The following is a 22,475-nucleotide window of genomic DNA, read 5'->3' as shown; positions in this document are numbered from 1 at the left end:
GGCCGCGTCGCGGCCCTTTCGCGGCACGAGGGGCGCAAGACGCCCCCGGCGATCTCAAGCCTGCTGCGGTTCGGCGGCCTTTTCCGCAGGCTTTGGCAGCGACGAAAGCAACGCCATCACCAGCGCCGCCAGGTACGGCAACGACTGCACCAGCAGCATCGCCACCCAGAAGCGCATGTCCGCGCTCGGCAGCCCCTGCACCAGGTAGATGCCCAGCGCCGCGCCCCACAGCATCAACATGATGAACAGCTCTTCGCGGGCCTCGGAGATCGCCACCAGCACACCATGGCTGTCGGCATTCTTCGGTGTGCGGAAGAACGGCATGCTGCTGGTGAAGAACCCGTACAGCACCGCCTTGGCGATGGTGTGCGACAGCGCCAGCCCCGCCAGCGCAGCGGCGAAGGCATCCTTCAAGTCCACCCCCACCGCGCGGCGGTAGAGGAACAGGATCTTGCCGACCTTGAAGAAGAACAGCGCCAGCGGCGGAATGGCGAACATCATCAGCGGCGGGTCGACCCGGTGCGGCACGATGATCATCGCCGCCGACCACAGCAGCGCACCGACGGTGAAGAAGATGTTCATGCCGTCGGCGATCCACGGCAGCCAACCCGCCAGGAAGTGGTAGCGCTGGCCGCGGGTCAGTTCGCTGTCCTTGCCGCGCAGCAGGGCGCTGGCGTGGTGCTTGATGATCTGGATGGCGCCATAGGCCCAGCGGAAGCGCTGCTTCTTGAAGTCGATGAAGGTGTCGGGCATCAGGCCCTTGCCGTAGCTGTTGTGGGCGTAGGCGGCCGACAAGCCTTTCTCGAATACCCGCAGACCCAGCTCGGCGTCCTCGCAGATGCACCACTCGGCCCAACCCAGTTCTTCGAGCACGGTACGCCGGGTCATGGTCATGGTGCCGTGCTGGATGATCGCGTCACGGTCGTTGCGGGTGACCATGCCGATATGGAAGAAGCCTTTGTACTCGCTGTAGCACAGTTTCTTGAAGGCGCTTTCGTGCTGGTCGCGGTAATCCTGCGGTGACTGCACCACGGCGATCTTCGGGTCGGCGAAGTGCGGCACCATGTGCTTGAGCCAGTTGCGATCCACACAGTAGTCCGAATCGATCACCGCGATCACTTCGACGTCCTTGGCGGTATGCGGGATCAGGTAGTTCAGCGCGCCACCCTTGAAGCCCTTCAAGGGTGCGACATGGAAGAACTTGAAGCGCTCGCCGAGTTTCTCGCAGTGGGCCTTGAGTGGCTCCCACACGGCCGGGTCCTTGGTGTTGTTGTCGATCACCAGCACTTCGTAGTCCGGGTAATCCAGTGCGGCGAGGGCGTCGAGGGTCTGCTTCACCATCTCCGGTGGTTCGTTGTAGCACGGCACGTGCACCGAGACCTTGGGACGGTAGGCGCTGTCGCCCTGCACTGGCAGGAACTCCCGGCGCCGCTTGTGCGTCCATACCGCCTCGGCCAGTTCATGGGCCTCGGTCAGGAGCACGATGAACACCCCCAGGGCACCCAATGCCAGCAGCACACCGACCGTGAGGCTGAACCAGGTGCTGTACTGCTGGCTGTAGTCGTAGCCGATCCACACCAGCACCGAACCACACAGGAAGGTAATGAAGGTCAGGAATGTGCGGCCACGCTGGCGCAAGGCCGAACCGTCGATCAACAGTACGGTCAGGGCGATCATCGCCAGCACCACCGAGACCACGGCCAGGGCCCGCCACTGCGGGATCGCCACGATCGGGCCCTCGAAGTTGAATTTCTGCTGGCGCGCGGCGTTGAACACGCCCCAGTAGGCGCCCACCGAGCCTTCGTCGCTGGCTTTCCAGGGCTGGTCGTAGGCTTCGATGACGAAATAGTTGTAGCCCCGGCGGTTCAGGGTGTTGACCAGTGTCCGCAAGTAGATGGCCTGGTCGGCCTGGGTGGCGTCGGCACCGCCGCGCATGCGGCCATTGCTGGGCCAGCCAACCTCGGACAGCAGCAGCGGTTTACGTGGGAACTGTTTGCGCAGGTCGCGGGCGCGGTCGAGGACGAACTGCACCGAATCCTTCATCGGCACGAACTCCCAGTACGGCAGGATATGCGCGGCGACCAGGTCGACGTGTTTCGCCAGTTCCGGATGTTCCTTCCAGATGTGCCACTGCTCGCTGGTTGTCACGGGTACCTTGACTGCGGCACGGACCCTGTCCAGATAACCGATCAGCTGTTCGGCAGTGACCTCCTTGCGGAACAGCGCCTCGTTACCCACCACTACCCGCACGACGCTGCGCGAGGTATTGGCCAGGCCGATGGCCTTTTCGATCTCGCGCTCGTTGCGCTCAAGGTCGTTGCTGATCCAGATCCCCAGGGTGACACGCAGGCCAAGCTCTTCGGCCAGGTGGGGTACTTCGGCCTGGGTGCCTTCTACGGTATAGATACGGATGTTGTCGGTCAGTTTGTTCAACTGCTCGAGGTCCTGGCGGATCTCGTCCTCGCTGGGGTACTGGCCCTTCTGTGGGCTCTGGCCCAGGCGGAACGGTGAATAGGAGAAACCGGAGATCTGCTCCGGCCAGGCAGGGGCGGACACCGGGCGGTTGATGAGCGCCCAGAACCCGGTGAACAGCGCGGCGATGGCCAGGACCACCACCAGGTTGAGACCGAATTTGCGTGATGACATAGGTGTTAGAGGTTCCGAAGAGTGGCGCGGGGCGGGGCCGTCAGGGCGCAAGTCCTACACTGGCGAAGTGGGCACTGCGTTGGATTTGCCAAAGAGGATGAAGTTCTGGGGCCGCTCGGTTGTCGTCCATATCTTTTTACTTGATGGGACATTAAAGCAGGCTTGGCGGGACTCTTGCCAACGGCAACCCCAGATCAGGCCGCTTGGCATATAATGCGCGCCGATTTTTTCGAGGTTGAGCCATGAGCACAGAAGATCCACGCTTTGCCGGCGTCGCCCGGTTGTACGGTGATGAAGGCTTGCAACGCCTGCGCCAGGCCCATGTGGCCATCGTCGGCATTGGCGGGGTCGGTTCGTGGGCGGCCGAGGCCCTGGCCCGCAGTGGCGTGGGCGAAATCACCCTGTTCGACCTCGATGACGTGTGCGTCAGCAACACCAACCGCCAGGCCCATGCCCTGGAAGGGCAGGTCGGGCGGCCCAAGGTCGAAGCCATGGCCGAGCGGCTGAGGGCGATCAACCCGGCGTGTACGGTGCACGCGGTGGCCGATTTCGTTACCCGCGACACCATGGTCGAGTACATCACCGAAAACCTCGACTGCGTGATCGACTGCATCGACAGCGTAATGGCCAAGGCCGCGCTGATCGCCTGGTGCCGCCGACGCAAGATCGCCATTGTCACCACTGGAGGTGCGGGTGGGCAGATCGACCCGACCCAGATCCAGATCGGCGACCTCAACAAGACGTTCAACGACCCGCTGGCCTCGCGGGTGCGCTCGACCCTGCGTCGCGACTACAACTTCTCGCGCAACACCAGCCGTAACTATGGTGTGCCATGCGTATTTTCCAGCGAGCAGCTGCGTTATCCCAAGGGGGATGGCAGTGTGTGCCTGCAGAAGAGTTTCGTGGGCGAGGGTGTGCGGCTGGACTGCGCGGGCGGGTTCGGCGCGGTGATGATGGTGACGGCGACCTTCGGCATGGTGGCCGCGAGCAAGGCGGTGGAGAAGCTTGTGGCTGGGGCGCGGCGGCCTTCGGAGCGGGTCAAGGTTGAGTGACCCCATCGCGGGGCAAGCCCGCTCCCACGACTCGATCTGCTCCTTCGAACGTCGTGGGCGCGGGCTTGCCCCGCGATGAATCCACCACCGATCTAGCGATACGTCGCCAACTCGACCATCTTCAGCAACACCGCGTGCAACCCGTTGCTGCGTGAGGGCGACAACTGCCGTTCCAGCCCCAGTTGAGAAAACCAGGTGCCCAGATCCACCCCGGTCAACTCATCGCTGGCCAGGCCTTGCACCCGCACCAGCAGCAGTGCCAGCAAACCACGCAACAGGCGCGCATCGCTGGTCGCCTTGAAATGCCACTGGCCGTCCTCCTGCGTGGCCGCCAACCACACCAGGCTTTCGCAGCCATGCACCCTGTTGGCCTCGACCTTCTCACTGTCATCCAGTGGCTCCAGCCGATCCCCCCACTGCATCAGCAACCGTGCCCGCTGCTCCCAGCCCCGAGCCTGCTCGAAGCTTTCCAGCGCCAGGCTGGCCTCGCTCGAAAGATTCATCGCAGCAGCTCCAGGCCTTGGTCGAGCGCCTCGAAGAAGCGCTGCAGATCGTCGCTGTCGCTGTACAGTCCGAGGGACACACGAATCGCCCCGTCCAGCCCCAGGTTCCTGAGCAATGGCATGGCGCAGTGATGCCCGGCGCGCACGGCAATCCCTTGTTCGGTCAGCAAGTGGGCGATGTCGGCATTGTGCACGCCCTCGATGACAAAGCTGGCCAATGCCGCCTGGGGGGAGCCAAGCACCTGGATTCCGTCACGGTCGGCCAGCCCGCGCAACAGATGCTGATGCAGACTGGCTTCATGGGCGGCAACCGCATGGGCGTCGAGACTGGCCAGGTAATCCAGGGTGGCGCCCAAGCCGATGACGCCGGCAATTGGTGGTGTACCCGCCTCGAAGCCCAGCGGTGCCGGGCGGAAGCTGGCACCCTGGTAGTCGGCCAACTGGACCATCTCCCCGCCGAACTGCCAGTGGCGCAGCAGCTCCAGCGCCTGTTGGCGGCCGTACAGCACGCCGACGCCGTCCGGGCCATAGAGCTTGTGGCTGGAGAACACGTAGAAATCGCACTCCAGCTGCTGCACATCATGGCGACCATGAACCACACCCTGGGCACCATCGACAACGCTCAACGCGCCCTGGGCGCGAGCATGTGCCAGCAGCGGTGCCAGCGGTTGCCAGGTGCCCAGTACGTTGGACAACTGACTGATCGCAAGCAGACGGGTGCGTGGACCGATCAGTTGCAGGGCTTGCTCCAGATCGACACACCCCTGGTCGTTCACCGGCAGAATAACCAGGCGCAGGTTGCGCCGATGCGCCAGCTGTTGCCAGGGCAGCAGGTTGGCATGGTGTTCCAGCGCACTGACGGCAATCTCGTCACCCGCCTCGAAGCGATGCTCCAGGCCATAGGCCAGCAGGTTCAGGGCCGAGGTGGCGCCGTGGGTGAAGATGATCTGCCGTGTGTCCGGCGCATTGAGCCAGGCTGCAACCTTCTCTCGGGTGCCTTCGAACGCCTGGGTGGCCAGGGCGCCCGGCAGGTGTTGTGCACGATGCACGTTGGCTGCGCCATGGCTGTAGTAATGGTTCAGGGCGTCAAGCAGTGCCTGGGGTTTCTGCGTGGTGGCGGCGCTGTCCAGGTAGGTCTGGTGCTGCCGTTGCAGGGCGGCGATGGCGGGGAAGTCGGCACGCCAGGGGGAGGGCTGGAACATGTTCGCGGGGCCTGGAAAGAAAAATCGGGTCTGCCCGTAAGAGCAAGACCCGATCTTATCACTTCGAACTCGCAGGTTCTCAGTTATGGGCGTGCAGCGCCTCGTTCAGCTCGATGGCCGATTTGTGGGTCTTGCACTCCACCGCGCCGTTGAGCGAGTTGCGGCGGAACAGCAGGTCGGTCTGGCCGGCCAGGTCGCGGGCCTTGACCACCTTGACCAGCTGGTTGTTCTCGTCCAGCAGGTTCACCTTGGTGCCGGCGGTGATGTACAGGCCAGCTTCCACGGTGTTGCGGTCGCCCAGCGGGATGCCGATACCGGCGTTGGCGCCGATCAGGCAGCCTTCGCCGACCTTGATGACGATGTTGCCGCCACCGGACAGGGTGCCCATGGTCGAGCAGCCGCCGCCCAGGTCCGAGCCTTTGCCGACGAACACGCCTGCGGAGACGCGGCCTTCGATCATGCCCGGGCCTTCGGTGCCGGCATTAAAGTTGACGAAGCCCTCGTGCATGATGGTGGTGCCTTCGCCGATGTAGGCGCCCAGGCGCACACGGGCGGTGTCGGCGATACGCACGCCGGCCGGCACGACGTAGTCGGTCATCTTCGGGAACTTGTCCACCGAGAACACTTCCAGCAGCTCGCCTTTCAGGCGCGCTTCCAGTTGCAGCTCGGCCAGTTCTGTGAGGTCGACCGCGCCCTGGTTGGTCCAGGCGACATTGGGCAGCAGCGGGAAGATGCCGGCCAGCGAGACACCGTGCGGCTTGACCAGGCGGTGCGACAGCAGGTGCAACTTGAGGTACGCCTCGGGTGTGGAAGCCAGGGCGCCGTCTTCAGCCAGCAGGGTGGCGACCAGTGGCTTGTGGCTTTCGGCCAGGCGGGTCAGCAAGGCGGCTTGAGCGCTATCGACACCTTTGAGCGCGTCGGCCAGCTGTGCGGCCTGGGCGGTGGTGAAGGCGATGGCCTGGTTGCCGCCTTCGTAACCGAGGATCGGCGCAATGGCGGCGACCAGCTCGGCCGACGGCTTGAGCACCGGCTGCGCGTAGAACACTTCCAGCCAGGCGCCCTGGCGGTTCTGGGTGCCGACACCGAAGGCCAGGCTGAACAGGGATTGAGACATGCGATTACCTCGTGCGAAAGGGGGTTGGAGCGTAATGCGGGGATTCAGGCCAGTGCCGCGGCGTACAGGTCGGGCTTGAAGCCGACGAGCGTGCGGTCGCCGAGGTCCAGTACCGGGCGCTTGATCATCGACGGCTGGGCGAGCATCAGTTCTACGGCCTTTGCTTGGTCGAGATCGGCCTTGCTGGCATCGTCGAGCTTGCGGAAGGTGGTACCGGCGCGGTTCAGCACGACTTCCCAGCCGTGCTCGGTGCACCAGCGGTTCAGGCTGTCGCGGTCGATGCCTTGGGTCTTGTAGTCGTGGAATTCGAAGCCGATGGCCTTTTCTTCAAGCCAGGTGCGGGCTTTTTTCATGGTGTCGCAGGCTTTGATGCCGTAGAGAGTGTAAGCCATTGAATGCCAGGGCCGCCGGGCAGCCCGATACTCCGTGAAGATAGGGTGGGGCCGATTATGCGGTATCGATGGGGTTGGCGCCACGGCCACGGGCTCGAAGGCAGGGGCGATGTGTATCACAGCTTATCGCGAATCATTGTGTTACATATTCAGGGGCGAGCTGCGACTATCGTGTAGCGGCCCACGATAGACGCTCCCCGCTAACATATCGTTTCAATGGCGTTGTTGTGCCCCGCTGTCGATTCTCCGTTCAAACAGGAAGCTCACCGATGCAGTCAGCCTATACCGTCCTTATCCTGCTGATGCTGGTGAGTCTGTCGAAACTGGTGGGCCGGGTGGTGCCGCTGCCGCTGCCACTGGTGCAGATCGGTGCTGGCGCCTTGCTGGCCTGGCCGACCCTGGGGCTGCATGTGGCGCTGGACCCGGAGTTGTTCCTGTTCCTGTTTCTGCCGCCGCTGCTGTTTGCCGATGGCTGGCGCATGCCCAAGCGTGAACTGTGGCGTATCCGCGGACCGGTGGTGGCCTTGGCGGTGGGGTTGGTGCTGTTCACCGTGGTCGGGGCCGGTTACTTCATCCACTGGCTGTTGCCGGCTATTCCTTTGCCCGTGGCTTTCGCATTGGCCGCGGTGCTCTCGCCCACCGATGCCGTGGCCGTGTCGGCCATTACCCAGGACCGTCTGCCCACGCCGTTGATGCACATGCTGCAGGGAGAGGCATTGATGAATGATGCCTCGGGCCTGGTGACGTTCAAGTTCGCCTTGGTGGCGGCCATCACCGGCGTGTTCTCGTTGACCGAAGCCAGCCTCACCTTCGTGCTCGTCGCCCTTGGCGGGCTGGCGGTGGGGGTTGCGCTCAGTTGGTTGGTCGGCCGTCTGCGGATGTGGATGATCACCCGTGGCTGGGACGACCCGGCGACCCATGTGGTGTTCATGCTGTTGTTGCCGTTCGCCGCCTATGTGCTGGCCGAACGGCTGGGTGTGTCGGGCATTCTCTCGGCGGTGGCTGCCGGGATGATGCAGAGCTGGCTTGACCTGCTGCCACGCCAGACCAGCACCCGGCTGCTCAACCGCAGCGTCTGGTCGCTGCTGGAGTTTGCCTTCAATGGTTTGATCTTCCTGCTGCTTGGTCTGCAACTGCCGGACATCGTCAAGGCGGTGGTCAGTGACGAGGCGACGGTCTGGCCGACTCTGGCCTGGCGCTGCCTGGACGTTGTGGCGATCTTCGCCGCGCTGGTACTGCTGCGGTTCATCTGGGTGCAGAGCATCTGGCGGGCGATCGGCGTGGTGCGGCGCTGGCGCGGCAAGCCCGAGCTGGTGCTGATGCCGACCGCCCGGTCCTGCTGGTTGTTGACCCTGGGCGGCGTGCGCGGTGCGGTAACCCTGGCGGGCGTGATGTCGGTGCCCTTGCTGATGGGCGCGGGCAAGGCATTTCCCGAGCGTGACCTGCTGATTTTCATCGCCGCCGGGGTGATTCTGCTGTCGCTGATCAGTGCCGTCATCGCCCTGCCGATCTTGTTGCGCGGCGTAACCAAGAGCCCGGACGAACGCCTGCGCCAGGAGGTTCAGGAGGCCTGGCGGCGCACGGCCGAGGCAGCCATCCATGCCCTCGAGGCGGAGGAGGTGAGTGATGCCGGTGCACCACAGGACGCGGCGCAGGCCACCTTGGCCATCGAGCTCAAGGCCCGGTTGATGGCCGAGTATCGGGATGAGCTGGACAGCTATAACGATACCGCCGAGGCCCGTGCCCTGGCCGAGCAGATGGACCTGCTGGAGCGCCGCTTGCGCCTGCGTGCGCTGCGGGCCCAGCGCCTGGAACTGTACAACCTGCATCGCCAGCATCAGGTGGGCGATGAAGTGGTGCGCCAGGTGCTAGGGGAGCTGGACCTCAGTGAGGCGAACCTGGGGCAGGTCAGATAGCCGAGTGTTCGAAGCGGCCCGGGTAGATCATGCCGACCAACTGCTTGTCCTTTTCACTGAGGTGCCAGTTGTAGTCCAGTTCCCAGTCACCAAGGGTGAGTTCCTGTTCGACGCTGTAGTGCATGATCGACAGCTTGTCATAGTGCAGCAGGATCAGGCCGTCAGGGGTAAGTGGGCGGAAGTTGACGTCAAGTGCCTTATCAATAATGGCCTCGATATCACTGTGATTAAGTTCTTCCTCCGAGAGCCCGTCGATGACGACCTCGCGCAGGGCTTCCCAGTCCCAGGGTATATGGGCTTGCGGGTGCTGATGTTCGTGCTTCAACCCCAGTACATGGCCGAACTCGTGCAGGACCGTCATTTCGAATGTTTCGTTCGAAGGTTTGACGCCCAAGTACAGCGTGGGGCCTTCGATGTTCATCGCTTCCCTGCCGAGGTAGCTTCGATTCACATTCTCGGGCACGTTGCAGTCGATGCGGATATGAGCTGACTGGTCGTTATTCCCCACCCGTTCGAATTCAAGGTTGGCGTATTCCAACCATTGACTTGCCGTATCGAGGATCGCTTGCTTGAGGGCTTCTTCCGGGTTGCCCCAGAACGAAATGCGCAGGGTTTGGGCGGGCAGCCAGAATGCTGACTGTTGGCCGATCGAGCGGGTGCCTATCGCCCCGCGGTTTTTCGGGCCTTGTTTCAGGGTGGTGCGAAGTTCGTGGAGGGTGTTCGCGATCAGGGTACGGGTCATAATAGAAGCCTCATTGTTTAGGAGGCTCCACGATGTGGGAAATGCCCTTTGCTCCTGCGGTATATATTGCTTGACCGTAGGAAAAGGCAGTCAGACCTGTGTTTGTTCAGGTTAGGCGCAGTGAGAAAGGATCACTCGCTAGGGTATGGATAAGCCGCGCGCATGAAGGCTTTGTCCTTTTCGCTGATCTGAGAATTGATACCTACCTCCCAGTCACCCACGGTGAGCGCCTGATCCACCGGATAATGCATGATCGAATGGCGGTCATACGGTTGTTTCGTGAGGTTGCCAACGGTGATCTTGCTCAGCACCGCCTCATCGACGGTCTCTTGGTCGTAACCCTTGGCGGCGTAGTGCGCGTAGACCTTGGGAACATCCCAGGGGATATCGGCGTCCGGATGCTGGTGTTCGTGCTCCATGCCCAGTGCATGGCCAAATTCGTGAATGACCGTGTACTCGAAATTGTCCATGTCGGGGGTTATCCCCAGCACCATCGAGGCATCGGCGGCGCGCAGGGCATCCGTGCCGAACATAGCGTAGTTCTGCTTGGGATCACCGCCGGTATGGATCTTGATTTCCGCCGCAAAGAGATCGTCTTCGACCAGCTGGAACTTGAGATTGATGAACGGCAACCACTTGTTGGCTGCTGCCATGATGGCTGACTTCAGTGTTTCAGCAGGTTCATTGACGAACGAAATACGCAGCGTTTGGCCTGGCGCCCAGAGTTTGTCGGAGTAGCCCACGGAACGCTTTCTCCGGTTGCCTTGAGGGGAGGTGAGATCACGCGGGTGTTGCGCAAGGGCGACCATGCGCGATTCATACGGGGCCGAATGAGGCTGGCAGCTGTGATTGGTCAGGTTGGTCATGCTCTGGATTCCTGTTGATGTGGAAACCAGAGCATTGCAAGGGTACGGGAGCTCCGTGCCATATATGGATATGGGACGCCCCGTCAGTCATGTGGGTAGGCGATACGCATGAACGCCAGGTCCTTGTCACTGAGGCGGCTGTTCAGGCCGACCTCCCAGTCCCCGAGGGTGAATGCCTGGGGAATCGGATAATGCATGACCGAGCCTGGATCGTAGTTGCTCTTCACGATACCGACGTCGGCACGCCTGGCGATCATCTCGTCCATCACCTGCTGGCGCGTCCAGCCCTGTTCCGCATTGGCCGCGCGCACAACCTCCTCGACATTCCACGGAATGCTGGCATCGGGGTGCTGGTGTTCGTGTTCCGCTCCCAGGGCGTGGCCGAACTCGTGCAAGACGACGTGCTCGAAGGCGGTATCGCCGGGCTCGACGTTGAGGTTCATGGTCTCGGCGGGCATGGCCAGTGCGTCGGTTCCGGCGCAGGACTCATTGCGTGGCAGCGACCTGCCGGTGCGTACCCTGATTTGTGCCTGTGGGTCGTTATCCCGCGTCAGCGCCATTGCCAGGTTGGCCCCCGAGCGTAGCAGCCATTGTGAAGCTGTCTTGAAGATTTCCGACTTCAGGAAGTCATCGGGGCTGCCGAGGAACGAGACCTTCAGTAAGCGGCCGGGGCGCCAGAGCTTACGGGTGATGGCCAAGGCACGCTTTTGTCGGCCGCCGGCGGTCGTGGCTGCGTTGCCGGGATTCTCCAGTCGTGCCAGCAGTTCGGCGAGCTGTGGGTCGGCAGGCTTCAGGCGGTGGGAAAAGATCAGTTGAGACATGGGAAAACTCCGTGGTTGAAAACCCGGAGTTTTCCTCTGCTGGCGTGCCGGTGTGCGGTAGATAGTGCTGCGCTGTCAGCGACTCAGGAACGCACGGATTCGTTCGGCCGCCTCGATGCATTCGGCCAGCGGTGCGACCAGCGCCATGCGTACGCGCCCGGCCCCTGGATTGACCCCGTCCACCTCGCGCGACAGGTACGAGCCCGGCACCACGGTCACGTGCTGCGCTTCGAACAGGTCGCGGGTGAAGTCGGCATCGTTGCCCGGCACTTTGGCCCACAGGTAGAAGCTGCCATCGGGGCGTTGCACATCCAGTACCGGCTGCAGGATGTCGAGTACCGCATCGTACTTGGCGCGGTACTGGTCACGGTTGTCGCGCACATGGGCCTCGTCCTGCCAGGCGGCAATGCTGGCCAGCTGAGTCTGTACCGGCATGGCGCAGCCATGGTAGGTGCGGTACAGCAGGAACGGCTTGATGATCTCGGCGTCACCGGCGACGAAGCCCGAGCGCAGGCCTGGCAGGTTGGAGCGCTTGGACAGGCTGTGGAACACCACGCAGCGCTTGAAGTCGCTGCGGCCGAGCTCGGCACATGCAGTGAGCAGGCCCGGTGGCGGGGCGTCCTCGTCGAAGTAGAGTTCGCTGTAGCACTCATCGGAGGCGATGACGAAGTCGTGCTCGTCGGCCAGGGCGATCAGTTTTTTCAGCGTCTGCATCGGTACCAGCGCACCGGTGGGATTGCCCGGGGAGCAGAGGAACAGGATCTGGCAGCGCTTCCACACGTCGGCCGGCACGGCATCGAAGTCCGGGTTGAAGCCGTTGTTTTCCAGGCATGGCAGGTAGTGCGGGGTGGCACCGGCCAGCAGGGCCGCGCCTTCGTAGATCTGATAGAACGGGTTGGGGCTGACCACCAGGCCATCGTCCGCGCGGTTGACCACGGCCTGGGTGAAGGCGAACAGGGCCTCGCGGGTGCCGTTCACCGGCAGGATGTGGCGGTCGGCATCCAGCCAGCCAGCCGGTACCTTGAAGCGGCGCTCGCACCACTGGCCGATGGCCTGGCGCAGGGCGGGCAGGCCGAGGGTACTGGGGTAGACCGCCAGCTTGTCGAGGTTATCGGCCAAGGCCTTGGCGACGAACGCCGGCGATTCGTGCTTCGGCTCGCCGATCGACAGGGCGATGGCGCGTTTGTCCGCCGCAGGCTTCACGCTACCGAGCAGGGCGCGCAGTTTCTCGAACGGGTAGGGCTGAAGCTGGGTCAAGGCATGGTTCATCGGCGCAAGGTCTCGTAATCGTCAAAAGGTCATGCGGGAAGGGCTGGCTTCGCTGGCCTGGCCGGCCTGCAACTGCTGGACGATGGCCTCCTGCAGGCGGCTGCATAGCTGCGGGTCGGACAGCGGCTGGTTATCGGCGTCGGTGATGAAGAACACGTCCTCCACCCGTTCACCAAGGGTGGCGATCTTGGCGTTCTGCAGCGACAGGTCGAACTCCAGGAAGATCCGCCCGATCCGTGCCAGCAGGCCGGGGCGGTCGGGGGCGGTGATCTCGAGGATGGTCACCGGGCGCTGGGCATCGTTGAGGATGGTCACCTGGGGTGGAAAGTCGAAGTGCTTGAGCTGGCGCGGTACCCGACGCTGGATGATCGCCGGGTAGTCCTCGGGGGTACGCAGCGCTTCGGTCAGGCCATCGCGGATCTGCTTGACCCGCTGCGGGTTGTCGCCGATCGAGCCGCCGTCGTTGTCGAGCACGATGTAGGTGTCGAGGGTGAACTGGCTGCTGGAGGTGATGATGCGGGCGTCATGGATGTTCAGGTTGAGCTGCGCCATGGCGGCCACGGTCACGGCGAAGAAGTCGTGCTGGTCCGGGGCGTAGATGAAAATCTGCGTGCCGCCTTCGAACTCGCGCTGGGTGGTTTCCTTGATCAGCACCAGCGGGCCGCTGTCGGCGGGCTGCTGGAGGATGGCGTCGCTGTGCCAGGCCACATCGGCGGCGTTGTGCTTGAGAAAGTAGTCATCGCCCAGTTGCGACCAGAGCTGCTCGACATCGTCCGGGTCGGTGCCCTCGCGCACCAATATGTCCAGCGCGGCGCTCTGGGTCTGGCGAATCTGCTCCTCGCGGTCCAACGGGTTTTCCAGGCCCCGGCGTAAAGCGCGCTTGGTTTCGGTGTAGAGCTGGCGCAGCAGGCTCGCGCGCCAGGAGTTCCACAGGCTGGGGTTGGTGGCGTTGATATCGGCCACGGTCAGCACGTAGAGGTAGTCCAGGCGTGTCTCGTCGCCCACGTGCAGGGCGAAATCGTTGATCACCTGCGGGTCGGACAGGTCCTTGCGCTGGGCGGTGGTGGACATCACCAGGTGGTTCAGTACCAGCCAGACGATCAGTCGGCTGTCCCAGGCAGGCAACTGGTGGCGGGCGCAGAACGCCTGGGCATCCACCGCGCCGAGTTCGGAGTGATCGCCCTGGCGCCCCTTGCCGATGTCATGGTACAGGCCGGCCAGGTAGATCAGCTCGGGCTTGGGCAGGCGCCCCATGAGCTTGCTGGCCAGCGGGAATTTCTCCGACACCGGCGTGTACTGCAGCTTGCGCAGGTGCTTGATCAGGTTGAGGGTGTGCGCGTCGACCGTATAGATGTGGAACAGGTCGTGTTGCATCTGCCCGACGATCAGGCCGAACTCCGGCAGGTAGCGGCCGAGGATGCCGTAGCGGTTCATCCGCCGCAGGTTGCGGTGGATGCCGATCTCGCATTTGAACAGCTCGATGAACAGGCTGGTATTGCGGATATCGTTGCGGAACTTGTCGTCGATCAGGTGGCGATGCTCGCGCAGCAGGCGCACGGTGTCGGCGCGCACGCCCTTGATCTCGGGGTGCTGGGCCATGAGCACGAAGATTTCCAGCATGGCGAACGGCGTGCGCCTGAACACGTTCGGGTGCACCGCCTCTATATAGCCATCATGCAGGCGGAAGCGGGCATTGAGCGGTTGGGTGGTGCCGCTGTCATCATTGGCGAGGATCACTTCCTCGAAATGCTGGATGATCAGGTCGCACAGTTGGCTGATGCTCATCACCACCCGGTAGTACTGCTGCATGAACTGTTCGATGGCGCGCTTGGGGTTCTCGTCGTGGTAACCCAGCAACGTCGCGATGCTGCGCTGGTGGTCGAACAGCAGGCGATCCTCGGCGCGCCCGGCGAGCATGTGCAGGGCATAGCGCACGCGCCAGAGGAAGGCTTGGGACGAGGCCAGCAGTTCGTTCTCGCTCTCCAGCAGGAAATCCTCGCCAGCCAGGGCGTGCAGGTTCAGTGTGCCGTACTGGCGACGCGCCACCCATAGCACCGTCTGGATGTCGCGCAGGCCGCCCGGGCCACCCTTGACGTTGGGTTCGAGGTTGTACTCGGTGTCGTTGTACTTGTGGTGACGGGCTTTGAGCTCGGCGCGCTTGGCGAGGAAGAACTCCTTGCTCGGCCACATGTGCGCGGTGCTGGTGGCATCTAGCATGCGCTGGCGCAGTGGTTCGGGGCCGGCGATGGTGCGGCTTTCCATCAGGTTGGTGATGACCGTCAGGTCGGCCCGGGCCTGTTCGGCGCATTCGTCGACGGTGCGCACGCTCTGGCCTACTTCCAGGCCGATATCCCACAGTAGTGTGAGAAAACGCTCGATGGCGTCGCGGTACTGCTCGTGCTCGGCGGCGTCGAGCAGGATCAGCAGGTCGATGTCGGAGTAAGGGTGCAGTTCGCCTCGACCGTAGCCGCCCACCGCCACCAGGGCGATGCCGTCCGGCTTGCCCCAGGCGAACTGGTTCCAGGCCTGCTGCAGGATGTTGTCGACGAACCAGGCGCGATCCTCGATCAGCCGGCGGATCTCGCGGCCGTCACGGAAACGCTTGTCGAGCACTTCGCCGGCCATGCGGATGGCTTTCTTGAAGGCGGCGATGGGGCTTGCCTTGAGGGCCAGTTCCGCCTGGAACTGGCCGCGGTCGAACAGCTCGGGATCCACCTGGGGCATCGAGTCGCGTTCCTGTGAAGTGAAGGTCAGGCCGAGGTGCGCGGGATGGTGTCGTCCTTGCGCAGGGTGAAGATCTCGTAGCCCGTGGCGGTCACCACCAGCGTGTGCTCCCACTGGGCCGAGAGCTTGCGGTCCTTGGTGATGGCGGTCCAGCCGTCACCGAGCACCTTCGTATCGGCCTTGCCCTGGTTGATCATCGGCTCGATGGTGAAGGTCATGCCTTCCTTGAGCTCCATGCCGGTGCCGGCCCTGCCGTAGTGCAGGATCTGCGGTTCTTCGTGGAATACCTTGCCGATACCATGGCCGCAGAACTCGCGTACCACCGAGAAACCATTCTTTTCAGCGTGCTTCTGGATCACTTCGCCGATATCGCCCAGGCGGCAGCCCGGCTTGACCAGCTCGATGGCCTTGTACATGCACTCCTGCGTCACCTTCGACAGGCGCGCGGCCCACTCCGGGACCTCGCCGACGTGGAACATGCGGCTGGTGTCGCCGTGGTAGCCGTCCTTGATCACGGTGATGTCGATATTGAGGGTGTCGCCCTTCTTCAACGGCTTGTCGTTGGGGATGCCGTGGCACACCACGTGGTTGATCGAGGTGCAGATCGACTTCGGGTAGCCCTTGTAGTTGAGCGGTGCCGGAATGGCCTGCTGGACGTTGACGATGTAGTCGTGGCAGATGCGGTCGAGCTCTTCGGTGGTGATGCCGGGCTTGACGTGTTCCTCGATCATTTCGAGGACTTCGGCGGCCAGGCGGCCGGCGACGCGCATCTTCTCGATGTCTTCTGCGGTCTTGATGGTGACGGTCATTACAGGCTCTCTACGGCGCCGCGTGCGGCGCGAACGATACGGGAAAGGCCGGATTCTACCAGAGCATGGCGGCGATCTGGCGGGATAATCCCGAGGATCCGGTGGTCTATTGAGGGCATTCTGGCCCTAAAGCCCGGGTGCTGCAAAAGCCGCTGACGGACGAATCATTATTCGGGTTTCGTTCGTGCGTGGTCTGTGGTATAAAATGCGCCGCTTTCGGGGGATGACCTCCGTAAGCTCAAACCCACACACGTGTCGACACGATGGCCTGGGTGCCCGGTCTCCTCGGAGATGCGGGTTGGTCATTGGGATACGTGGAGGCCCAACCCGACTTATCAAGGAACTATCATGTCCCAAGTCAACATGCGCGATATGCTGAAGGCCGGTGTGCACTTCGGCCACCAGACCCGTTACTGGAACCCGAAAATGGGCAAGTACATTTTCGGCGCGCGTAACAAGATTCACATCATCAACCTGGAAAAAACCCTGCCGATGTTCAACGACGCCCTGGCGTTCGTAGAGCGCCTGGCCCAGGGCAAGAACAAGATCATGTTCGTCGGCACCAAGCGTTCCGCCGGCAAGATCGTCGCCGAGCAAGCTGCTCGTTGCGGTTCGCCATACGTTGACCACCGCTGGTTGGGCGGCATGCTGACCAACTACAAGACCATCCGCGCTTCGATCAAGCGTCTGCGCGACCTGGAAACCCAGGCCGAAGACGGCACTTTCGCCAAGCTGACCAAGAAAGAAGCCCTGATGCGTTCCCGCGACCTGGAAAAACTGGATCGCAGCCTGGGTGGTATCAAGGACATGGGCGGCCTGCCTGATGCCCTGTTCGTGATCGACGTCGACCACGAGCGCATTGCCATCACCGAAGCCAACAAGCTGGGCATCCCGGTCATCGGCGTTGTCGATACCAACAGCAGCCCGGAAGGCGTTGACTTCGTCATCCCAGGTAACGATGACGCCATCCGCGCCATCGAGCTGTACATGACTTCGATGGCTGACGCCGTCATCCGCGGCCGCAACAACGTTGCTGGCGGCACCGAAGTCTACGCTGAAGAAGCGGCTGCACCTGCTGCTGAGTAATTGACGCTTAGCGTCTGACTTGGCACGCAAAAAGGGGGCTTGGCCCCCTTTTTGCCACCTTGAAATCCTGCTGTCAGCGTTGCTCCCGCATCATGGGCTTGCTGAAGTAAAAACAGCGGATTTGCAGAATTTAACGCCCGTGAAGAGCGGGTGGAATGGTTGAAAAACTTTCCAAGAGGATTTTGAAATGGCAGCAATTACTGCGGCGCTGGTCAAAGAACTGCGCGAGCGTACCGGCGAAGGCATGATGGATTGCAAGAAGGCCCTGGAAAAGGCCGGCGGCGACATCGAGAAAGCCATTGACGACATGCGTGCCTCGGGCGCCATCAAGGCCGCCAAAAAAGCTGGCAACGTTGCCGCTGAAGGCGCTATCGCCGTCAAGACCGACGGCAAGGCCGCCGTCCTGCTGGAAGTGAACTCGCAGACCGACTTCCTGGCCCTGCAAGACGACTTCAAGAACTTCGTTGCCGAAAGCATCGAAGAAGCCTTCGCCCAGAAGCTGACCGACGCCGCTCCGCTGATCGCCTCGCGCGAATCCGCGCGTGAAGCCCTGGTTGCCAAGTGCGGCGAAAACGTCAACATCCGTCGCCTGGTGCGCGTAGAGGGCGACGTTGTCGGCGCCTACCTGCACGGCAACAAGATCGGTGCTGTCGTTGTCCTGAAAGGCGGCGACGTCGAGCTGGCCAAGAACATCGCCATGCACGTTGCAGCGTCGAACCCAGAGTTCCTGGATGCGTCGGAAATCTCCGCCGAGGCCATCGAGCGCGAGAAGAACGTCTTCCTGCAGCTGAACGCCGACAAGATCGCCGGCAAGCCGGAAAACATCGTTGAGAACATGATCAACGGCCGCATCACCAAGTTCAAAGCCGAAGCCTCGCTGAAAGAGCAAGCCTTCGTCATGAACCCGGAAGTCAAGGTTGGCGAACTGGCCAAGAAAGCCGGCGCTGAAATCGTTTCCTTCACCTACTTCAAGGTCGGCGAAGGCATCGAGAAGCCGGTTGACAACTTCGCTGAAGAAGTTGCCGCCCAGGTAGCTGCCGCCAAGCAGTAAGACAGACGCGTCTGTCGCCCCAAAGAGGCTGCCCGCTCACGCGCGCAGCCTCTTTGTCAAAACGGCCGCGGGTTTATAAAGCCCGAGGCTGCTGGCACTGAAGCAGTGCCACGCTACAGTTAGCAGGCTGCAAACAGCCCGCACGGAATTTTCTAAAAGTACGCCGCAGGAGAGACTCGCAATGGCTCAGCAGGTGAGTGGTCGCCAACCTCGCTATAAACGCATTTTGCTCAAACTTAGCGGCGAGGCCCTGATGGGCTCGGAAGACTTCGGGATCGACCCGAAGGTGCTGGATCGCATGGCCCTGGAAATCGGCCAGCTGGTCGGGATCGGTGTCCAGGTGGGCCTGGTGATCGGTGGTGGCAACCTGTTCCGCGGCGCGGCGCTCAGCGCGGCCGGCATGGATCGCGTCACCGGCGACCACATGGGGATGCTGGCCACCGTGATGAACGGCCTGGCCATGCGTGACGCCCTGGAGCGCTCGAACATCCCGGCGCTGGTCATGTCGGCCATTTCCATGGTCGGCGTCACCGATCATTACGATCGTCGCAAAGCTATTCGCCACCTCAACACCGGGGATGTGGTAATTTTCTCCGCCGGTACTGGCAACCCGTTCTTCACCACCGACTCCGCAGCGTGCCTGCGCGCGATCGAGATCGACGCCGATGTGGTGCTGAAGGCGACCAAGGTCGACGGTGTGTACACTGCCGATCCATTCAAGGACCCGCACGCAGAGAAGTTCGATCACCTCACCTACGACGAGGTGCTGGATCGCAAGCTCGGTGTCATGGACTTGACCGCAATCTGCCTGTGCCGCGACCACAAGATGCCATTGCGGGTATTCAACATGAACAAGCCTGGCGCCCTGCTGAACATCGTGGTGGGTGGCGCTGAAGGTACTCTGATCGAGGAAGGCCAAGCATGATCAACGACATCAAGAAAGACGCGCAGGAGCGCATGGGCAAGTCCATCGAGGCCCTGGGCCGCAACCTGGCGTCCATCCGCACCGGCCGTGCCCACCCCAGCATCCTGGACAGCGTCAAGGTTCCGGCCTGGGGCAGCGACATGCCGCTGAACCAGGTGGCCGCGATCACCGTCGAGGACGCTCGCACCCTGAAGATCGTCGCTCATGACAAGAACCTGAGCGCCGCCATCGAGAAGGCCATCCTGACCTCCGACCTGGGCTTGAACCCCTCCAGCGCCGGCACCACCATCCGCGTTCCAATGCCGGCCCTGACCGAGGAAACCCGCAAGGGTTACACCAAGCAGGCCAGCGCTGTTGCCGAAGACGCCAAGGTCGCCGTGCGCAACGTGCGCCGTGATGCCCTGGCCGACCTGAAGAAGCTGACCAAGGACAAGGAGATCAGCGAAGACGAAGAGCGTCGCGCCGCTGACGAGATCCAGAAGCTGACCGACAAGTTCGTCGCCGAGATCGACGCTGCGTTCAAAGCCAAGGAAAAGGACCTGTTGGCCGTCTAAGGCCGAGGTTTTTTAATGGAAAAGACCAAGCTGGCGGCACCGTCCTCGGTGCCGCGTCACGTCGCGATCATCATGGATGGCAATAATCGCTGGGCGAAGAAGCGCCTTCTGCCCGGCGTTGCCGGGCACAAGGCTGGCGTCGATGCCGTGCGTGCGGTTATCGAAGTCTGTGCCCAGTCCGGGGTCGAGGTGCTGACCCTGTTCGCCTTCTCCAGTGAGAACTGGCAGCGTCCGGCGGAAGAGGTGGGGGCGTTGATGGAGCTGTTCTTCTCGGCGTTGCGCCGTGAAGCCAAGCGCCTCAACGAGAACAACATCAGCCTGCGCATCATTGGTGACCGTTCGCGCTTCCATCCGGAACTGCAGGCGGCCATGCGCGAGGCTGAGGCGCTGACGGCCGGCAACAACCGCTTCATCCTGCAGATCGCCGCCAACTACGGCGGTCAGTGGGATATCGCCCAGGCCGCCCAGCGCCTGGCGCGTGAGGTTCAGGCCGGCCACCTGCGTCCGGACGACATCACGCCTGACCTGTTGCAGACATGCCTGGCCACCGGCGACCTGCCGTTGCCCGACCTGTGCATTCGTACCGGTGGCGAGCGCCGCATCAGCAACTTCCTGCTGTGGCAGCTGGCCTATGCCGAGCTGTATTTCTCCGACCTGTTCTGGCCGGACTTCAAACACGAGGCCATGCGCACCGCGCTGGCCGATTTCGCTTCGCGCCAGCGCCGCTTCGGTAAGACCAGCGAGCAGGTCGAGGCTGGAGCTCGTGCTTAATGCTTAAACAACGCATCATTACTGCGCTGATCCTGCTGCCGGTCGCGTTGGGTGGGTTCTTCCTGCTCAATGGTGGCGATTTCGCGCTGTTCATCGGCTTCGTGGTCACGCTGGGCGCCTGGGAATGGGCCCGCCTGGCCGGCCTGGTGGCCCAGTCCGTGCGTATCGCATACGCCGCGGTGGTCGCCGGGGCGCTGATGCTGCTCTACCTGATGCCGGACCTCGCGCCTTGGGTGCTGGGAGCTTCGGTGATCTGGTGGGCCCTGGCCACCTGGCTGGTGCTCACCTATCCGCGCAGCAACGATTTGTGGAGCAGTGCTGCCTGTCGCCTGCTCATCGGCCTGCTGGTGCTGCTGCCGGCCTGGCAAGGTCTGGTGCTGCTCAAGCACTGGCCGCTGGGTAACTGGCTGATCCTGGCGGTCATGGTGCTGGTGTGGGCCGCTGATATCGGTGCCTACTTCTCCGGGCGGACCTTCGGCAAGCGCAAGCTGGCGCCGCAGGTCAGTCCTGGCAAAAGCTGGGAGGGGGTGTACGGCGGCCTGGTGGTCAGCCTGTTGATCACTCTGGGGGTCGGTCTGGCACGCGACTGGAGTGTTGGCCAACTGCTGCTGGGGCTGCTGGGGGCGGTCGTGGTGGTGATGTCCTCGGTGGTGGGTGACCTGACCGAGAGCATGTTCAAGCGCCGTGAAGGCATCAAGGATAGCAGCAACCTGCTGCCCGGCCATGGTGGTGTGCTCGATCGCATCGACAGCCTGACCGCGGCCATCCCGATGTTCGCTGTACTGCTGTGGGCTGCCGAGTGGGGTGTGATGTGAGCCGTCTGCAACGCATAACCGTGCTGGGTGCCACTGGCTCCATTGGCTTGAGCACCCTGGATGTCATTGCCCGGCACCCTGATCGCTACCAGGTGTTCGCCCTGAGCGGCTACTCCCGTCTCGACGAGTTGCTGGCCTTGTGCGAGCGCCATCGGCCTGCCTATGCGGTAGTTCCCTCCGCGGACGCCGCTGCGCGCTTGCGTGAGGGCTTGGCGCGGGCCGGTTGCGCCACCGAGGTTCTCGAGGGTGAAGCCGGGCTCTGTCAGGTGGCGGCAGCGTCTGAAGTGGATACCGTGATGGCCGCCATTGTCGGCGCTGCCGGGCTGCGGCCGACGCTGGCGGCGGTCGAGGCTGGCAAGAAGGTGCTGCTGGCCAACAAGGAAGCGCTGGTGATGTCCGGCGCCTTGTTCATGGATTCGGTGCGGCGCAGTGGTGCGGTGCTGTTGCCGATCGACAGCGAGCACAACGCGATTTTCCAATGCATGCCCACTGACTTCGCCCGCGGGCTGGGCAATGTCGGTGTGCGGCGGATCCTGCTGACCGCCTCGGGTGGCCCGTTCCGCGAAACGCCTGTGGCGGCGTTGCAGGATGTCACGCCGGAGCAGGCGTGCGCCCACCCCAACTGGTCCATGGGACGCAAGATCTCGGTCGACTCGGCAAGCATGTTGAACAAGGGGCTGGAGCTGATCGAAGCCTGCTGGTTGTTCGACGCCAAGCCTGCCCAGGTCGAGGTGGTGGTGCACCCGCAGAGCGTCATCCATTCGCTGGTGGATTATGTCGATGGCTCGGTGCTCGCCCAGCTGGGCAACCCGGACATGCGCACGCCCATCACCAACGCCCTGGCCTGGCCCGAGCGCATCGACTCCGGTGTCGCGCCGCTGGACCTGTTCGCCATCGCTCGTCTGGATTTCCAGGCGCCCGACGAACAGCGCTTCCCTTGCCTGCGCCTGGCGCGTCAGGCTGCCGAGGCCGGCAACAGTGCGCCCGCCGTGCTCAATGCCGCCAACGAAGTGGCGGTGGATGCGTTTCTCCAGCGGCGTATCCGCTTCCCGGAGATCGCGGGTATGATCGAACAGGTGCTCGACCAGGAGCCTGTGGTACCGCTCGCCACGCTGGATGCGGTGTTCGCCGCCGACCAGCGTGCCCGGGAACTGTCCCGGGAATGGTTGAGGCGCCACGGCCGCTGATCGGCGGTGGCCGGCCACGCCGAACGTCAT

20 protein-coding genes are annotated in these 22,475 nt (G+C 63.0%); 9 read left to right on the top strand and 11 right to left on the bottom strand.

Annotated features, from left to right (window positions below):
• Window positions 1-54 precede the first annotated feature (54 nt).
• Window positions 55-2,646, bottom strand: a complete 2,592-nt coding sequence (locus JYG34_RS20105; RefSeq protein ID WP_213658019.1) for a glycosyltransferase — start codon at window positions 2,644-2,646, stop codon at window positions 55-57.
• 242 nt (window positions 2,647-2,888) lie between these two features.
• Here JYG34_RS20105 and tcdA point away from each other — a divergent pair, with 242 nt between their 5' ends.
• Window positions 2,889-3,698 carry a tRNA cyclic N6-threonylcarbamoyladenosine(37) synthase TcdA gene (gene tcdA / locus JYG34_RS20100; protein WP_213658018.1) on the top strand — a complete coding sequence of 270 codons (810 nt, stop codon included), beginning with the start codon at window positions 2,889-2,891 and terminating at the stop codon, window positions 3,696-3,698.
• A 92-nt stretch (window positions 3,699-3,790) separates the two neighbouring features.
• On the opposite strand, the gene JYG34_RS20095 is transcribed toward tcdA, so the two are convergent.
• From JYG34_RS20095 to JYG34_RS20080, 4 genes are all read right to left on the bottom strand, one after another.
• Window positions 3,791-4,201, bottom strand: a complete 411-nt coding sequence (locus tag JYG34_RS20095; RefSeq protein WP_213658017.1) for a SufE family protein — start codon at window positions 4,199-4,201, stop codon at window positions 3,791-3,793.
• Window positions 4,198-5,403: a cysteine desulfurase gene (locus tag JYG34_RS20090; RefSeq protein ID WP_213658016.1), complete on the bottom strand. Its 1,206-nt coding sequence runs from the start codon at window positions 5,401-5,403 to the stop codon at window positions 4,198-4,200. The genes JYG34_RS20095 and JYG34_RS20090 overlap by 4 nt, the downstream gene beginning before the upstream one ends.
• A 79-nt stretch (window positions 5,404-5,482) precedes the next feature.
• A complete protein-coding gene (gene dapD / locus JYG34_RS20085; RefSeq protein WP_213658015.1) occupies window positions 5,483-6,517 on the bottom strand; it encodes a 2,3,4,5-tetrahydropyridine-2,6-dicarboxylate N-succinyltransferase in 1,035 nt (344 codons plus the stop codon).
• Window positions 6,518-6,561: 44 nt separating this feature from the next.
• Window positions 6,562-6,909, bottom strand: a complete 348-nt coding sequence (locus JYG34_RS20080) for an ArsC family reductase (RefSeq protein WP_011535286.1) — start codon at window positions 6,907-6,909, stop codon at window positions 6,562-6,564.
• Between the two features lie 269 nt (window positions 6,910-7,178).
• On the opposite strand from JYG34_RS20080, the gene JYG34_RS20075 reads away from it, so the two are divergent.
• Window positions 7,179-8,825 carry a Na+/H+ antiporter gene (locus JYG34_RS20075; protein WP_213658014.1) on the top strand — a complete coding sequence of 549 codons (1,647 nt, stop codon included), beginning with the start codon at window positions 7,179-7,181 and terminating at the stop codon, window positions 8,823-8,825.
• Here the strand turns inward: JYG34_RS20075 and JYG34_RS20070 are convergent.
• The 6 genes from JYG34_RS20070 to map form a co-directional block, all read right to left on the bottom strand.
• Window positions 8,818-9,567 (bottom strand): peptidase M12, encoded by a 750-nt coding sequence (locus JYG34_RS20070; protein WP_213658013.1) that lies wholly within the window; start codon window positions 9,565-9,567, stop codon window positions 8,818-8,820. The two genes, JYG34_RS20075 and JYG34_RS20070, sit on opposite strands and share 8 nt — an antisense overlap.
• A gap of 131 nt (window positions 9,568-9,698) precedes the next feature.
• The gene (locus JYG34_RS20065; RefSeq protein WP_213658012.1) at window positions 9,699-10,433 is read right to left on the bottom strand and encodes a M12 family metallopeptidase; all 735 of its coding nucleotides are present in this window, start codon (window positions 10,431-10,433) and stop codon (window positions 9,699-9,701) included.
• An 83-nt stretch (window positions 10,434-10,516) separates the two neighbouring features.
• On the bottom strand, window positions 10,517-11,254 hold the full coding sequence (locus tag JYG34_RS20060; RefSeq protein ID WP_213658011.1) for a M12 family metallopeptidase: 738 nt from the start codon (window positions 11,252-11,254) through the stop codon (window positions 10,517-10,519).
• A gap of 75 nt (window positions 11,255-11,329) precedes the next feature.
• Window positions 11,330-12,523 (bottom strand): succinyldiaminopimelate transaminase, encoded by a 1,194-nt coding sequence (gene dapC / locus JYG34_RS20055; protein ID WP_213658010.1) that lies wholly within the window; start codon window positions 12,521-12,523, stop codon window positions 11,330-11,332.
• A 21-nt stretch (window positions 12,524-12,544) separates the two neighbouring features.
• Window positions 12,545-15,247: a [protein-PII] uridylyltransferase gene (locus JYG34_RS20050; RefSeq protein WP_213658009.1), complete on the bottom strand. Its 2,703-nt coding sequence runs from the start codon at window positions 15,245-15,247 to the stop codon at window positions 12,545-12,547.
• 26 nt (window positions 15,248-15,273) lie between these two features.
• The gene (map, locus tag JYG34_RS20045; RefSeq protein WP_213658008.1) at window positions 15,274-16,056 is read right to left on the bottom strand and encodes a type I methionyl aminopeptidase; all 783 of its coding nucleotides are present in this window, start codon (window positions 16,054-16,056) and stop codon (window positions 15,274-15,276) included.
• A 348-nt stretch (window positions 16,057-16,404) separates the two neighbouring features.
• On the opposite strand from map, the gene rpsB reads away from it, so the two are divergent.
• The 7 genes from rpsB (at window position 16,405) to ispC (ending at window position 22,445) form a co-directional block, all read left to right on the top strand.
• Window positions 16,405-17,142 (top strand): 30S ribosomal protein S2, encoded by a 738-nt coding sequence (gene rpsB, locus JYG34_RS20040; protein ID WP_011535280.1) that lies wholly within the window; start codon window positions 16,405-16,407, stop codon window positions 17,140-17,142.
• A 187-nt stretch (window positions 17,143-17,329) separates the two neighbouring features.
• A complete protein-coding gene (tsf, locus tag JYG34_RS20035) occupies window positions 17,330-18,193 on the top strand; it encodes a translation elongation factor Ts (protein ID WP_011535279.1) in 864 nt (287 codons plus the stop codon).
• A 181-nt stretch (window positions 18,194-18,374) separates the two neighbouring features.
• Complete coding sequence (gene pyrH / locus JYG34_RS20030) at window positions 18,375-19,118, top strand: UMP kinase (protein ID WP_011535278.1); 744 nt, start codon at window positions 18,375-18,377, stop codon at window positions 19,116-19,118.
• Window positions 19,115-19,672: a ribosome recycling factor gene (gene frr / locus JYG34_RS20025; RefSeq protein ID WP_213658007.1), complete on the top strand. Its 558-nt coding sequence runs from the start codon at window positions 19,115-19,117 to the stop codon at window positions 19,670-19,672. Before pyrH ends, frr begins: the two co-directional genes overlap by 4 nt.
• A 15-nt stretch (window positions 19,673-19,687) precedes the next feature.
• Entirely contained in the window at window positions 19,688-20,443 is a 756-nt protein-coding gene (gene uppS / locus JYG34_RS20020; RefSeq protein ID WP_213658006.1) for a polyprenyl diphosphate synthase, read from the top strand.
• Complete coding sequence (locus JYG34_RS20015; RefSeq protein ID WP_213658005.1) at window positions 20,443-21,258, top strand: phosphatidate cytidylyltransferase; 816 nt, start codon at window positions 20,443-20,445, stop codon at window positions 21,256-21,258. Before uppS ends, JYG34_RS20015 begins: the two co-directional genes overlap by 1 nt.
• The gene (ispC, locus tag JYG34_RS20010) at window positions 21,255-22,445 is read left to right on the top strand and encodes a 1-deoxy-D-xylulose-5-phosphate reductoisomerase (protein WP_213658004.1); all 1,191 of its coding nucleotides are present in this window, start codon (window positions 21,255-21,257) and stop codon (window positions 22,443-22,445) included. The genes JYG34_RS20015 and ispC overlap by 4 nt, the downstream gene beginning before the upstream one ends.
• The last annotated feature ends 30 nt before the right edge of the window (window positions 22,446-22,475 follow it).

Origin of the sequence: Pseudomonas entomophila, from assembly GCF_018417595.1 — a bacterium.
GTDB classification, from domain to species: domain Bacteria; phylum Pseudomonadota; class Gammaproteobacteria; order Pseudomonadales; family Pseudomonadaceae; genus Aquipseudomonas; species Aquipseudomonas entomophila_C.
This window is presented reverse-complemented; position numbering and strand designations above follow the sequence as displayed.